A 13,935-nucleotide genomic window follows, 5' to 3' on the forward strand; every position below is an offset into this window, starting at 1 on the left:
ACCCTACCCGGCGCCCGGACGCCTGCACCTGCCGCTCACAGCTCGACGCGCGAGCCGACGATCACCGTGCGGTCGCGGGGCAGCCGGAAGTACTCGGCGGCGTCCGCGGTCATCCGGGCCGTGGCGAGGAACAGGCGCGTGCGCAGACGGCCGAGCGGATGCGCGCTGCCCCAGCGCAGGTCGACGGTCGACAGGTAGAAGGAGACCTTCGCGTTCGGGGCGCCGAGGACGGGCAGGCCGGTCTCGAGCTCGTCGAGCCGGCGCAGGAGCGCGGGCACGTCGGCGTCGTCGCGGTATCCCAGCCGCACCGACAGGTGCCAGATCCCGTCGTCGGCGTGCCCGAGGTCGTCGAGCGCGATCCGCGCCCCGGGCGGCACGTGCGGCACCGGGAGCGTCTCGATCGACGTGATCACGACGACCTGCGGCAGCACGCCGAGGTGCTCGACGGTCGCGCGCAACGCCAGCGGCGCCCGGTCCTTCGTGCGGTTGAGGAAGACCGCGCTGCCGGGGACGCGCGGCAGCGCCCGGCCGGGCGCGTGGAGCTCCGCCACGAGGTCGGTCAGCGGTCCCTCCGCCCGCTCGCGCTGGGCGGTCACCAGCCGCCGTCCCTGCTGCCAGGTGGTGAGGACGACGAACGTGACCGTCGCGATCAGCAGCGGCAGCCAGGCGCCGTGCGGGATCTTCGTCGTGTTCGCGGCGAGGAACAGCAGGTCGAGCGTGATCAGCGCGCCGCCGACCGGCAGGACGAACCACCAGGAGCGCCGCCACAGCTGCCGGGCGAGCGCGAAGTACATGATCGTCGTGATCGTGATCGTGCCGGTGACCGCCATGCCGAACGCGAACGCGAGGCTCGCCGAGGTCCGGAACGTCAGCACGAGCGCGAGCACCGCCACCATCAGCGTCCAGTTGACCCACGGCACGTACACCTGCCCGACGGTGTCGCTGCTGGTGTGCAGGATCCGCAGGCGCGGCAGGTACCCGAGCTGCGCGGCCTGGCGGGCGACGGAGAACGCGCCGGTGATGACGGCCTGGGAGGCGATGACGGTGGCGGCGGTCGCCAGCACGATCATCGGCCAGCGCGCCCAGTCGGGGACGAGCAGGAAGAACGGTGCGGAGGTCGCGCCGGGGTCCTCGAGGATCAGCGCGCCCTGCCCCAGGTAGCTGAGGACGCAGGCGGGGAAGACGACCGCGAACCAGGCGCGGACGATCGGGCGGCGCCCGAAGTGCCCCATGTCCGCGTAGAGCGCCTCCGCGCCGGTGACCGCGAGCACGACGGCGGCGAGGGCGAAGAACGCGCTGGACGGGTTCGCGCCGGCGAAGTCGAGCGCGTAGGTGGGGGAGAGCGCGCGCAGGATGTCGGGGTGGTCGGCGATCCCGCCGATCCCGCAGGCGCCGATCGCCAGGAACCAGACGAGCATCACCGGCCCGAACAGCCGGCCGACGGAGTGGGTGCCGAGCCGCTGGGCGAGGAACAGCGCGACGATGATCCCGGCGGCCACCGGAACGATCAGCGACTCGAGCGACGGGGCGGCGACCTTCACCCCCTCCACGGCGGAGAGGACCGAGATCGCCGGCGTGATCATGCTGTCGCCGAGGAAGAGCGCCGCCCCGAAGACGCCGAGCCCGGCGAGGACGGTGGCGGCCCGCCGGGCGGTGCGGCCGTCGCCGGCGGCGCGGCGGCGCAGCAGCGTCAGCAGGGCCATGATGCCGCCCTCGCCGTCGTTGTCGGCGCGCATGACGAGCGCCACGTAGGTGACGCTGACGATCAGGACGACCGACCAGAAGATCATCGACACGACCCCGAACACGCTCTGCGTCGAGACCGCCACGGGGTGCGGGTCGTCGGGGTTGAAGACCGTCTGCATCGTGTAGAGCGGGCTGGTGCCGAGGTCGCCGAAGACCACGCCGAGCGCCCCGAGGACCAGGGCGCTGCGGGCGGCGGTGCGGGCGGCGGGGGCGCGCAGGGCCGGGGCCTGGATGGCGGTGGCGGCAGCAGGGGGGACCATGCGACCCATGCTGCGCCCGCGTCCGTGAAGCCGACGTGCAGATCGGTCGGCCCGCCGTCAAGAAGCCGTGAAGCCCGGCGCGGCTCAGGCGGCGGCCGCGCCGGCGGCGGCCTCGGCGGCCGTCTCGGCGTCGCTGCGCGCCGGCCGGCCGCCGTGGAACACGGTCAGCGCGACGCCGAGCAGCGCCCAGACGGCGAGGACGGCGATCGGCCCGCCGATCCGCGCGCCGTCGAACGCGGTGACGCCGCGCAGCAGGTCCATGCCCGCCCCGGGCGGCAGCAGCCCGCCGATCGCGCTCCAGAAGTCCGGGAGCAGCGGCCGCGCGTACGGTCCGCCCGCCGCCGGGTTGCCGAGGATCACGAACAGGAGGATCACCAGTCCGGTGCCGGCCGGGCCGGCGAGCGCCTGCAGTCCGACCGTCGCCGCGCCGGACGCGCCGATCACGAGGATGCCCGCCGCCCACGTCGCGAGCAGGTCGGTGTCGAGCACCCCGAAGCTCCAGCGCGCGATCAGCACCGTGAGCAGGCTGCCGAGCGTCGCGAACGCGAGCACCCCGAGCAGCCGGTCGACCGCCAGCCGCCGCGTCGAGCTGCGCGGCCCCGCCAGCAGACCGAGGACCGTCGCGGCGAAGTACCCACCGAACACCCAGGCGACGACGAGGTAGAAGAGCGTCGTGCCGTTGGGATCCCAGTCGGGCAGCGGTGCCACGTCCTGGACCGCCGCGGCGGGGAGCGCCTGCGCGGCCAGCGCCCGACCGAGCGTCAGCTCCAGCGCCGTGGCCGTCGCGCGGTTGGCCGCGGACGCGACGTACAGGCGGTTCGCGCCCGCGTCGTAGGCGCCGTAGACCTCGCGGTCGCGCACGAGCGCCAGCGCAGCGGCGCGATCCCGCGCCACGCGGACGTCCAGCGGCGAGCCCGGCAGCGCGTCGAGGCGGTCGGCGAGCTGCGTCGCTCGGCCCTCCGGCGCCACCACCGCGAACGGCACGTCGCGCGGCGACGGGTCGTGGAACGCCCCGATGTACGACGTCGAGAACGCCGTCATCAGCACCAGCGCCGCCACCAGCAGCAGCACCGCGCGGCGCCGCGTGTCCCCGAGCCGATCATGCCCGCAACCCTCCCACACCGTCGGCGGGCACCGCAGCGGAGGTGTCGCTAGGATTCAGCGCCCCCTGCCGCCGTAGCTCAGCTGGTAGAGCACTTCACTCGTAATGAAGGGGTCAGCGGTTCGAATCCGCTCGGCGGCTCTCTCAATCTCGCTGCAAGCGCCTCACTTTTCGCGACTTGCCACGTCGAACGACCCTTCGCGTTGGGTCCGAAATGGGGCCAAAACCCCAGTCACGCTGAGTCCACTCGTGTCCACTCTGGACCTGCCCGAAGGAACTCGGGGGGCAGTAGAAGGCTGCTGCCGCGAGGTAGAGAGCAGGTGCACGATTCTGCTCCCGACACGCTGACGCAGCTCGATCTCTTCGTCGACGAAGCCGGCGAGTACCTCACGATCGCCGAAGCGGCCCGTCGTGTCCGATGCTGCGAGCGGACCATCAGGCGAGCGGTCGACAGCGGGGCCCTGCGTGCCGGACGGGTTCGAGCGACGCGCTTCTCACGTGGCGCGATCCGGATCCGCCCGGACGATCTCGACGACTGGCTGTTCAGCGACCTCGAGGAGGTGCACGATGCCTCGGCCTAAGGGACGCGAGCCGCGCATCGAGGTCCGCCGCCACACCTTGAAGGACGGAACGGTCCGCGAGTACCCGTGCGTGCGGTACTTCGATCGCGACGGCGTGCGCCGTCGTCTGCGTTGCGGCACGGTTGCCGAAGCGGAGTTCGAGCGCGCGCGGATCGCGCTCGAGGGGGCGCCCGCGCCGCCTGTCGAAGCCCAGGGCCGGATGCTCGTCTCGGAGTTCTGGCCAGTCTGGTTGGCAGACGCTCGCGGGCGCCTGGAGGAGAACACGCTGAACGCGTACGAGTTCTACTGGGCCGGGCAGCTCGAGCCGCGCTTCGGCGACGTCGCTTTTCGCGACATCACACCGCGTGCCGTGTCGCAGTGGCGAGTCGAACTCGCCGACAAGGGCGTCGGCGAAGAGAGCATCCGGAAGTGCATGGTGCTGCTCCAGGCGGTCTTCAGCGTGGCCGTCGAATGGGGCGAGGCAACCCAGAACCCCGTCAGCGTCGTTCGCAAACCACGACAAGGCCGGCGCCGCGCGATCACGGTGACAGAGCCATCGCGCGTGGAGCGTCTCCGAGCGACGATGCTCGAGGCGGACGACCTGCTCTGCGCGACCTTGACCGTGACGCTCGCCTACTCCGGAGTGAGGCCGGCCGAGGCTCTCGCGCTCGAGCGTCGGCATATTCGAGACGAGACGCTGCTCGTCGAGCAGGCCGTTTCGTGCGGGAAGCTCAAGCTGCAGAAGACGGGTCGCGTGTATCGGACCGTCGATCTTCTCCGTCCGCTTGCTGTCGACCTCGCGATCTGGATGGAGGACAAGGGGATCGTGCGCGACGATGCTCTGCTGTTTCCCAGGCCTGACGGGGGTTGGTGGACCAAGGACGACTGGGACAACTGGCGCAAGCGCCACTTCCACCGACACACGAAGACCTTGGGCCTCGGGACGCCGCGGCCCTACGACCTCAGGCATTCCTTCGCTTCGCTCCTGATCCGCGAACAGCGTGCCTCCATTGTCGACATCGCAGATCAGCTAGGACACGCGCCGACGGAGACGCTCAACACCTACTCCCACGTTGTTCGCGAGCACCGCCGCAAGACCCCGATCGATGCTGCGGACGCGATCCTGGCGGCTCGCGAGGGCAGCACGGTCAACGGCGTCGGACGAGGTCGAGAAGCATGAGTCGCATCGCCTCGGGCGCCTCCGGGAGCACCTCCACCAGCGCCAGCGCTCGCCTGGATTGGTCCACGCTGAGTCCGAGCTCGGAGGTCGCGCGCGCTGCCCACCGAGCTGCGGCGCGCGGGTAGCGCGGGTCGCGCTTCTCCGCCAGGACAATGAGGATCGAGAGGGCGTCGTCGAGGCTGACCGTCGGAAGCTGTCGGGCGGCGGCCTCGATCTGCGAAACGCTCTTCGTGAGAAGTGCGCGGCGGAACAGCGCGTAGTCGGAGCCGGCGTTCCCCATCCGAACCGCACCATAGCGAACATACGTTCGCTCGGGACGGACTCGTATCGGACCGGGAGTGGCCGGACGACCCGCCACAATCTGCGGGAATAGCCGCACGGACGCGGCGCTAGTCGGAGCCAGCTGATCGGCCCACAGGGACAAACACCCAGGGCTTCCGGGTCACCATTCGCCTTCTCATCGACACCAATGTCTTCGTCAGCAGTGAGCCAGGATCGCTCATGGCTGCTGATCGTGCGACCGAACTCAGCCTTGCTCTGGCTCAGGCGGTGTCCGGTGACTACCACCAGCTTCTCGTTCACCCCAACGTCGATACGGAGATCGCGAACGACAAAGACGAGCCGAGGCGAGCTCTGAGACAGCTCGTACGTGGCCGATACAAGACGCTCGAGGATGCGCCGGCCCTGGACCGAGACTTGCGTGCGGCTCTCAAGGACCCCGAGCCAGGGACCCACGATTGGTATGACGCGGAGCTGCTCGCAGCGGTGCACGCGGACGCAGTCCACGGCTTGGTCACTGAGGATGCAGGCATCCACCGACGAGCCCGTTGGCTCGGACTCGAGGACCGCGTGCACAAGGTCGAGGACGCCGTCGCGCTCCTTGGTCAGCTGTCTTTCTCCCGGCCGTCCCTCTTCGTTCCGAGCGTCGACGATCGACCCTTGCACTCGCTCGATCTGGCCGATGAGTTCTTCGACTCCCTGCGGGGCGACTACCCGGGCTTCGATGACTGGTTCCGAGAGGCTGCACGGAACGGCCGCAGAGCGTTCGTGGTGAGCGATCCTGAAGGCGAACTCGCCGGGATCTGCGTCTTCAAAGGCCCCGACTCCGAGATCGGACTAGGTCGTAGGCCGGGAAAGATCTCGACCTTCAAGGTCGCGGGCGAGTTCCGGGGCAGTCGCTATGGCGAGCTTTTGCTGAAGGTCGTGTTCCTCGTGGCCCAAGGCGAGTACGACTCGCTGTGGCTCACGGTGTACGAGCGTCAGCACGAGCTGATCGCGCTGCTGGAGCGCTTCGGGTTCTTCCATTACGACGACCACGCCGGAGAGCGCCGATACGTGAAGCAGCTCGTGCCGGGAGATGCCGGGCATACCGACCTCAGTCCGTTGGACTACCACATCAGGTTCGGACCCCCGGCGGTCCGCCTCGTCGACGGCCAGGTCTTCGTCATCCCGATTCAGCCTGGGTTTCACGAGGGGCTCTTCCCTGACGCGCCGAGCCAGCAGATGAGCATGATCACGCCACGACCTTTCGGCAACGCTCTCCGGAAGGCGTATCTCTCCCGAGCGAACATCCGGTCAGCGCGGCCGGGAGCGACGTTGCTCTTCTATCGATCCGAGGACCATCAAGCGGTGACCGCGGTCGGCGTTCTCGAGGATTCGATGGTTTCGGCGGACGCGGATCAGATCCTGGCCTTTGTCGGGAGCCGCACCGTCTATTCCGCCGAGGAGGTCGGCATCATGGCTCGACAGGGCGACGTCCTGGCGTTCCTGTTCCGACAGGACCGTTTCCTCGAGATCCCGATCCGTCTTCATGAACTCACCGCGAACGGACTCCTGGCCGGCGTCCCGCAGACAACTGTCACGGCAAAGTCTTCCGGTCTCGAATGGCTGAGCTCGCGGTTGGACGCGTAGCGCTGCTTTCAATTCACCCGCGGCACGCCGAGGCGATCCTCGCCGGAGACAAACGGGTCGAACTGCGACGCGTCCCGTTGGCAGCGGAAACCACACATGCAGTGATCTACGCCACGGCGCCGGTTCAGAAGGTCGTTGGCTGGTTCGAGATCGACGGGATAGACGAGGCAAGCCAGACGAGCATCTGGCGGCTTCACGGCGCGGTCTCCGGGATCACGCGGCAGGAGCACCGCGACTACTACGCCGGCTCGCCGCGGGCGTTTGCCATCCGGATAGCGAGAGCCCATCGCCTCGGCAAAGGCCTACCGCTGACAGAGCTTCCTGATGTCAAGCGCCCGCCCCAGAGCTTCCAGTACCTAGACCCGGAAACAGTCGGTTGGCTGTTCGGGAATGCGGTCTACGAGAATCGCGTCTCGTAGTTAGCGACCGCAGCTGAGGCGGGGTCGCGAAGCCGGGGCGCTGCCGCCGGAACGCGCGTCCGCAAGACTCCTCACGGTCGCGCCGCAACTCGGAGGGTAGTAGTCGGCCGCTCGCGCGAGATAGGAGGTATGGGAGCGCTTTCCAATCGACGTCACCAGCCATTCGGCGGGATGACGTACTGCAGGAGGGTTCGCAGATCTCTTCGACGGGGTATCGACGCTCCGCTCAAAGGAGACGCCCCGATGCAGCTGATCGCGAGGAACCGGGAGGTCTGAGGTGGCCACAGCACCTCACTCCGATCCGTGGGACGGCGACCTGCAACAGGCTTTCGCCGAGTGTCGCCCTGTGGTGCTCAGCATGCTGGCCGTGAAGTACCCAGGCGTGTCCGAGGACCACGAGGACATCTACCAAGAGACGTGGCTCGAGGCGCTCGAAAGCCGCGGGCCGGAGTTCGTCGCCGATGACCCGCGCCAGTTCCTGAAGACCATCGCGTGGCGGCGAGCCCGGGACCGCCTTCGCAACGGTCACACGATCGCGGCTGATCCGCACGGCCCGCTCTTTCTCGACGAGGTTGACGTCAGAGAGGCGCCGGACGACGTCGTCCAGGTGTCGGTGGATGCCGCCGTCGTGCTGCGTGTCGTCGAGGAACTCGACGAGCGGCGGGCCGCGGCGATCAAGATGCGGTTCGGACTCGGCATGAGCTCCGTGGAGATCGAGGAGGCGCTGGGCGTGAACCGCCGGCGGCTCGACAAGATCTTCCGCACCGCCTACCGCAGCGTCGAAAAGGAACTCACCGCCGACGGTTCCGGCGAGTCGCCGTGGAGCAGGCGCCAGCGGAGCCTCTTGCACTCCTGCCTCACCGGACTCGCCACGGGCGAGCAGCGCGCCCGCGCGCAGGAGCTCGTGGACAGCGACCCCGCGTGCCGGGCGATGCTCGCCGAGATGCGCGCGACCCTCGACAAGGTCGCGGCGGTTCTTCCGATGCCGGTTCTGGCGGAGTTCCAGGCAGAGCATTCGATCCCGCTGCTGGACCAGCTTCAGCAAGGCGGCGCCTCATTGCGAGACGCAGTGACAACTGGCGCCGGGCGTGCCGGCGGTCAAGCCGCAACCTTCGAGCCCGTCGCGTCAGGCGGTCTTGCGTCGGTGAGTGCGGCTGGTGCGGCGAAAGTCGTTCTCGTGTGCCTGAGTCTCGGAGGCGGTGCTGCCGCCTGCATCGAGGTGGGGGTACTCGGAACCGACCCAAAGCCGGAGAACGCGCAAGCCAAGGAGTACGTGCCGAAAAAGCCGGCGAAGGACGAGCGGGCAGCAGTTGTCGCGCCGCGACCGACGCCGACTCCGCGACCGACACCGGCGCCCAAAAAGCGAACTGTCGCGCCGAAGTCCAGCCCGGCATCGGCGTCCACGCAGCCGGTCCCGAAGACGAACGGCGCACCTCCACCGTCCCCGGCACCCGCCGGGAGCGTGGAGTTCGGGCCTGGCCCGGTCGGTTCGACCGGCGCCTCGAAGCAACCTGCAGCAGCGCCGGCCGATGGCGGCGGTGAGTTCACTCCATGAGCAAAGGACAGGGAAGAATGCGACGTGTACGGGCGGTCATCGTTCTCGGGCTCGCGGGATGGATTGCGGGAGCGGTCGTCGGATCCAACGCGCAGGCGGGGACCTACGACGTGCACGCGTGCAACCCCGCGGTAGCCGCCGGCGCGAACAACAGCTTCTACCCGGCGTACAGCGCCGGTTCGACGGCGTTCAGCGAGTGCCCGGCCGGCCAAGGAATGACCGTCCGCAACGGCTGGGACAACGGCAACAGCTCGTTCCTCGAGGGCGCGCACCTGATCTTTGACGCCCCTCCTGGGAACGCAGTCGAGAGCGTTGACTTTCAGGCAGGATTCGAGCGGCACGACTGCTCGTGGGGCCTCGGTGTCATCTCGTCCGGCTACGACCTCGGCGGTACGCGCGTGTGGGGCTTTGCGCCGGGTGCCGATTGTGGCGCAGGACAGACCCCCGGGCCGACGAACTTCTTCCCCCACCGCTGGAGCTTCGCCATCAACAACCCGCGCGTGCGATTCGAGGCGCGGTGTGGCGCTGGCTCCTGCCCCCGCACCGGCATCGCTGCGTTCCGGATACGGGACGTCCTGGTCCGTGTCCGTGACGAGACCGCACCGGGCCTCGCCAACGGCCGAGGCGCTCTGTGGACCGAGGACCGCTGGCTACGCGGGACACACTCGGTCGGCTTCGACTCCTCGGACGCGGCCGGTATTCGCGAGGGCGTCGTGTCCATCGATGGCCAGCGAGTCGGCGCACTCTCGTTCGAGTGCGACTACACCAGGCCCGCCCCCTGCCCCGGGGGCAGCATGGACCTCGAGCAGAACACCCGAGGCTGGGGCGGAGACGGCGAACACACCGTGACAATTACCGCGATCGACGCCGCCGGGAACCCGGGCTCCGCGAGCCGCAAGGTTCGAGTCGACAACACCGCGCCTGATGCGCCGAAGGATCTCGTCGTCGATGGCGGAGATGGCTGGCGGTCGCAGAACGAGTTCGACATCCGCTGGACGAACCCAGATCAGAGCGCCTCGCCGATTGCTGGCGTGCATTGGGAGATCTGCAAGCCGGACGGCAAGGACTGCTTGAAGGGGCAGAAGGACGGCGAGAGCATCAAATCTCTCCAGGACTTCAAGATCCCGGCGCCCGGCGAGTACACCCTGAAGCTCTGGTTGCGCGACGCCGCGGGCAACGTCGAGCAGCGCCTGTCGACCGCTCCGGCAACCCTTCGCTACGACGACGCGAGTCCCGACGTCGCGCTCGAGCCACTAACCGCGGACGATCCGACGCGCGTCATGGCGACCGCGAGCGACAAGGGGTCGGGAATCGCGTCTGGCGCCATCGAGATCAGGGCGAAGGGCAGCGAGACATGGACTCCGATGGCAAGCGCGACAGAGGGCGATCGGATCGTTGCTCGGATCGAGGACGAGAAGCTCGGCGACGGTGCCTACGAGTTGCGCGCTCGCGCCGTTGACGTGGCCGGAAACGAGCGGTCAACTACGACCCTGGCAGACGGGCGAGCCGCCGAGATCACACTGCCCCTGCGTCTCAAGACCGTGCTCCAAGCCGGGATCGTGCGGCGCAGCGGAAAGAAGACCAAGCTCGTCAGCTCGGCGCGGGTCAGCTACGGACAACTCGTCCGCGTCAGTGGCCGCCTGGTCTCGCCAGAAGGCAACCCGCTCGAGGGCCTCGAGGTTCAGGCTGTGTCGACGGTTCCCGACGGCATCACGCCTCCCACGGTGATCGCGACGGTGAAGAGCTCGCGAACGGGGCGGTTCTCGTTCCTCGTGCGCAAGGGACCGAGTCGCTCGATCGAGGTCCGCTACGCCGGGGCGCCGCAGGTCCGTGGCGCTACGCGGGTCGTCGGGCTCAACGTTCGAGCCAAGACCTCCGTGCGACCAAACCGACGGTCCTTCGTGAACGGGGAGTCGGTCCGCTTCCGCGGCGCGATCGCCACGGGGCGGATCCCGAAGGCCGGGAAGCTCGTCGAGCTCCAGGTGCTCGTCCGCGGACGCTGGCGGACATTCGCGACGACGCGCAGCGGGCCGAAGGGCACGTGGCGCTACGACTATCGCTTCGACGGCACGAAGGGCCGGGTGACCTTCCGCTTCCGAGCGCGCGTCCCGCGGGAAGCCGGCTACCCCTTCGTCACGGGGGATTCGAGGATCGTGAAGGTTCGAGTTCGCGGGTTGTAGGGGAGAGAATGTCGTCGTCGACGCTATGGGACATGGGAGGCATCACATGATCGATCGACTCAAGACAAAGCTGAGCTACGCCAACGTCACGGCAACGGTCGCGCTGTTCGTGGCGCTCGGTGGCTCGTCGTACGCGGCGATCACGCTGCCGCGGAACAGCGTCGGCGACAAGCAGATTCGTGCCGGGGCTGTGCGCAGCAGCGAGGTCAAGGACCGCTCGCTAGGGCTCCGTGATCTCAGCCTCTCGGCTCGTTCGTCGCTGCGGGGGCAGCGCGGCGATACGGGCCCGGCAGGTGCTCAGGGGCCAGCGGGCGCTGCCGCCGCGAAGTACTTCGCGGTGGTTCAGCCGAGCGGGACGTTTGTGCGAGGCAACGCGACGAGTGGCGGCAAGGGCTCGACGGTCGGGAGTTACACCGTCGGCTTCTCTGGTCCTGTTAGCGCGTGCGCCTTCTCGGCAACTCTGGCGTCAAGCGACGGCGCCCCGGCACCAGCAGGGCGGATCACCGTCGGGGATGTCGGCGGGGGCGTTGGTGTCCAGACCTATGACGCTGCTGGCAACCCAGCTGACCTCGGATTCCACCTCACCGTTCACTGCTGACGCTTACCGCCAGTCGAAGCGGAAGGCTGGGGAAAGACGGAGTAGTCGTCCTCGGACAGCATCTCGCCGGATTCGAGCGCGCGCGTCGCGATCAGTCTGAATGGTCCGCGCTCGTTCGTCCCGAACACCCGCCCGCTGACATGGTCAGCCATTCGAGCCAAGCTAGCGCGCAGCTCTCGCGCGTCGTCCGCCGACAACAGGAAGGGCCCGTCAAAGTAGGTCGCGGGGCCGCGTAGCCTCGTGATGGCGTTGAGGAGCTGAGCGAACTCGGCAGGGCAGTTCTCGAGATTCGCCCATTGGTTGTACGTTCGTTGGGTCGACTTATGCGACTTCCGGTTAAGCACGTGTCGAACGGTCGGGCCACCTCAATTCTCTACGTGGGTTGCTCTTCGGATGTGCGCGCACGCGCCCAGCCAACGTTGTGCTCATTGCTACAGAAGGATGGCGAAGCCACCGGACGGCCCTCTCGTCGATCCTGCGGCCGACTGGCGCTCTCTGCTCGGCCGGACAGTTCGCGTCTGCGGCCTTCACGGTGGAGGCTGGCGCCGGCGCGCACAACCCGGCTGACCCCCGCTCGGAGCAATCGGGTTGGGCATCTGCGCTGACCGTCATTCAGCGTTCAAAGTCCTTGAGCTAGCTGGTCCCGAGACCGGGGCAGCGGGTCACCGGAGAGCGGGTTAGCGAGGATGTCCCGGTCGCCGTGGAACTTCTCGGCGGCGGTTCGGTGATCAGTGAGCGGGTGCGAGCGTAGCGGCCGGCTCGGGGGTCGTGGTGGACATGGTCGGCGAGGCGGTTGCGGAGCGTCGGGCGGCGAGGTCGCGCTCGACGGCGATCGTGAGTGTGGCGAGGTGGTCGACGCCGATGATTTTCCGGAACTGCTGTTCGGCTTCGAGCATGCCGGCGGCGGTCCATCTGAGGCACATGTCGCCGGACTGCCAGCGCTTCACGTTCCTGGAGGTGCGGCGGACGAACTCGATCATCGACTCGATCGGGTTCGTCGAGGCGAGGGTGCGGCGGAGTTGCTCGGGGCAGCCGAGGCGCTGCAGTGTGAGCGTCTCGGGGAGGCCTTCGCGCAGCGACGCCGCGGCTCCGGGATGGGAGTGGGCGAGTTCGTCGGCGAGCCGGTTGAGGCCGTCGAGCGCGAGCTCGTAGTTGGACTGCTTCCAGGCGGTGCGCAACCTGCGCTTGACGAGGTCGCGATCGGCCTCGGGGAGGTGGTCCAGGACGTTCCTCTCCTTGTGGCGGATGCATCGCTGGACGGGGACCGGGCCGAGGACCTGGTCGACCGCCGCGCGCAGCGCCTTTCCGCCGTCCAGGACGACCAGGACGCCCTGGTCGAGGTCCAGGCCACGGTCGACGAGGTCGGCGAGGAGGTGCCGGGCGACCGTCTGGTTCTCGGTGCTGCCGTCCCAGAGGCCGAGCGGGACCTTCACCCCATCGGTCGTGACCCCGAGGGCGACGACGCAGCAGCGGCCTTTGAGCTCGATCCCGTCGAGCATCAGCGCCGCCAACCGCACGTCGCCCAGGTCGCGCGACATGAGCGCGCGCAGGTGCTCGGTCGTGCGCCCGACGAACTCGCGGCTGACCGCGCTCTTGGAGGTCGACCGCTCGGCCGCGGTCACGTGCTCGCCGACCGGCTCCCGGGTGCGCGCGAACCGTCGCGTGGAGACGCCGGCGAGCATCTGCTCGAGCACGACCCGGGTGAGTGGGTCACGGTCGGCGAAGTGCGCGTAGGTCTGAAGGCGGATCTCGCCGCTGCCGTCAGCGGCCCGCACCCGCGGGCGTTGCACGCCGACACGCCGGCCGCCCAAGGTGACCTCGCCCGGTTCGTGGCCGTGGCGCACCGCGACGCGGTCCGGGTCGCGTCGGCCTTTCGGGCCGACGACCTCGGTGACCTCTTCTTCCATCAGCGTGTCCAGCACGCCGAGCCCGACGCCGACGCTCAACGCCAGCAGCCCGTCCTTGGCGGCATTGACGAGCTCTCCGAGCGCCTCCTGCACAGCGGGCGGCAGCGCGAGCTCGCGGCCGTCGGGGTCCTGCTCTACGTTCCTCACGGCGGTTCTCCTGTCTCGGATGGACTTCAAGCACCCGTCACGCTCCCAACGGGAGCGGACGAGGCGGGAGAACCGCCGCCTACAAAGTTCTACGAGCTACGGGACAACCTCGGGTTAGCGATATGTCCGAACGAGGGTTAGGCTAGTCGCGATGCCGAAGCAGCAAACCGCCGCGATGCACTACGGGTTGAGGGTCCACGGGAAGCATCTGTTCCGGATTCGCGAAGAGCACATCAAGAACAACCTCATTCCGATGATCGCTGAAAGGAAGGTTGGAGCAGTCAAGCTCGACCTCCTGCTCCGAGGGATTGAGGTTGTCCCGTAGCTCGTAGAACTTTGTAGGTGGCGGTCCTTCCCGCCTCGTCCGCTT

At 68.6% G+C, this 13,935-nt stretch carries 13 protein-coding genes and 1 tRNA gene; 9 read left to right on the forward strand and 5 right to left on the reverse strand.

Annotated features, from left to right (window positions below; all coding sequences use genetic code 11):
• Positions 1 to 35: 35 nt before the first annotated feature.
• Both GKE82_RS18780 and GKE82_RS18785 read right to left on the reverse strand, forming a co-directional pair.
• Positions 36 to 2,006, reverse strand: a complete 1,971-nt coding sequence (locus GKE82_RS18780) for a potassium transporter Kup (protein ID WP_230316228.1) — start codon at positions 2,004 to 2,006, stop codon at positions 36 to 38.
• Positions 2,007 to 2,090: 84 nt separating this feature from the next.
• Complete coding sequence (locus GKE82_RS18785; RefSeq protein ID WP_154734351.1) at positions 2,091 to 3,077, reverse strand: ABC transporter permease; 987 nt, start codon at positions 3,075 to 3,077, stop codon at positions 2,091 to 2,093.
• A 99-nt stretch (positions 3,078 to 3,176) separates the two neighbouring features.
• Between GKE82_RS18785 and GKE82_RS18790 the strand changes: the two genes are divergently transcribed.
• From GKE82_RS18790 to GKE82_RS18800, 3 genes are all read left to right on the forward strand, one after another.
• Positions 3,177 to 3,249 (forward strand) — tRNA-Thr (locus GKE82_RS18790).
• Between the two features lie 179 nt (positions 3,250 to 3,428).
• The gene (locus GKE82_RS18795; protein ID WP_196189315.1) at positions 3,429 to 3,689 is read left to right on the forward strand and encodes a helix-turn-helix domain-containing protein; all 261 of its coding nucleotides are present in this window, start codon (positions 3,429 to 3,431) and stop codon (positions 3,687 to 3,689) included.
• Entirely contained in the window at positions 3,676 to 4,848 is a 1,173-nt protein-coding gene (locus GKE82_RS18800; RefSeq protein ID WP_154734353.1) for a tyrosine-type recombinase/integrase, read from the forward strand. The genes GKE82_RS18795 and GKE82_RS18800 overlap by 14 nt, the downstream gene beginning before the upstream one ends.
• Here the strand turns inward: GKE82_RS18800 and GKE82_RS18805 are convergent.
• Positions 4,817 to 5,128, reverse strand: a complete 312-nt coding sequence (locus GKE82_RS18805; RefSeq protein ID WP_154734354.1) for a hypothetical protein — start codon at positions 5,126 to 5,128, stop codon at positions 4,817 to 4,819. The two genes, GKE82_RS18800 and GKE82_RS18805, sit on opposite strands and share 32 nt — an antisense overlap.
• Before the next feature lie 221 nt (positions 5,129 to 5,349).
• Between GKE82_RS18805 and GKE82_RS18810 the strand changes: the two genes are divergently transcribed.
• The 5 genes from GKE82_RS18810 to GKE82_RS18830 all read left to right on the forward strand — a co-directional run bounded on the left by GKE82_RS18810 (position 5,350) and on the right by GKE82_RS18830 (position 11,511).
• The gene (locus tag GKE82_RS18810) at positions 5,350 to 6,759 is read left to right on the forward strand and encodes a GNAT family N-acetyltransferase (protein ID WP_154734355.1); all 1,410 of its coding nucleotides are present in this window, start codon (positions 5,350 to 5,352) and stop codon (positions 6,757 to 6,759) included.
• On the forward strand, positions 6,732 to 7,178 hold the full coding sequence (locus GKE82_RS18815) for an ASCH domain protein (protein WP_154734356.1): 447 nt from the start codon (positions 6,732 to 6,734) through the stop codon (positions 7,176 to 7,178). Before GKE82_RS18810 ends, GKE82_RS18815 begins: the two co-directional genes overlap by 28 nt.
• Positions 7,179 to 7,455: 277 nt before the next feature.
• Positions 7,456 to 8,733 (forward strand): sigma-70 family RNA polymerase sigma factor, encoded by a 1,278-nt coding sequence (locus tag GKE82_RS18820; RefSeq protein ID WP_309233700.1) that lies wholly within the window; start codon positions 7,456 to 7,458, stop codon positions 8,731 to 8,733.
• The gene (locus tag GKE82_RS18825) at positions 8,730 to 10,913 is read left to right on the forward strand and encodes a hypothetical protein (RefSeq protein WP_154734358.1); all 2,184 of its coding nucleotides are present in this window, start codon (positions 8,730 to 8,732) and stop codon (positions 10,911 to 10,913) included. The genes GKE82_RS18820 and GKE82_RS18825 overlap by 4 nt, the downstream gene beginning before the upstream one ends.
• Positions 10,914 to 10,959: 46 nt before the next feature.
• Entirely contained in the window at positions 10,960 to 11,511 is a 552-nt protein-coding gene (locus GKE82_RS18830; RefSeq protein ID WP_154734359.1) for a hypothetical protein, read from the forward strand.
• On the opposite strand, the gene GKE82_RS18835 is transcribed toward GKE82_RS18830, so the two are convergent.
• Together GKE82_RS18835 and GKE82_RS18840 are read right to left on the reverse strand one after the other, a co-directional pair.
• On the reverse strand, positions 11,502 to 11,855 hold the full coding sequence (locus tag GKE82_RS18835; protein WP_154734360.1) for a hypothetical protein: 354 nt from the start codon (positions 11,853 to 11,855) through the stop codon (positions 11,502 to 11,504). The two genes, GKE82_RS18830 and GKE82_RS18835, sit on opposite strands and share 10 nt — an antisense overlap.
• A 384-nt stretch (positions 11,856 to 12,239) precedes the next feature.
• The gene (locus tag GKE82_RS18840; RefSeq protein WP_196189050.1) at positions 12,240 to 13,565 is read right to left on the reverse strand and encodes an IS256 family transposase; all 1,326 of its coding nucleotides are present in this window, start codon (positions 13,563 to 13,565) and stop codon (positions 12,240 to 12,242) included.
• Positions 13,566 to 13,716: 151 nt separating this feature from the next.
• On the opposite strand from GKE82_RS18840, the gene GKE82_RS18845 reads away from it, so the two are divergent.
• Positions 13,717 to 13,890: a hypothetical protein gene (locus GKE82_RS18845; RefSeq protein WP_154734361.1), complete on the forward strand. Its 174-nt coding sequence runs from the start codon at positions 13,717 to 13,719 to the stop codon at positions 13,888 to 13,890.
• Positions 13,891 to 13,935: the final 45 nt, after the last annotated feature.

It is taken from the genome of Conexibacter sp. W3-3-2, assembly GCF_009707605.1.
Taxonomy (GTDB): Bacteria; Actinomycetota; Thermoleophilia; order Solirubrobacterales; family Solirubrobacteraceae; genus Paraconexibacter; species Paraconexibacter algicola.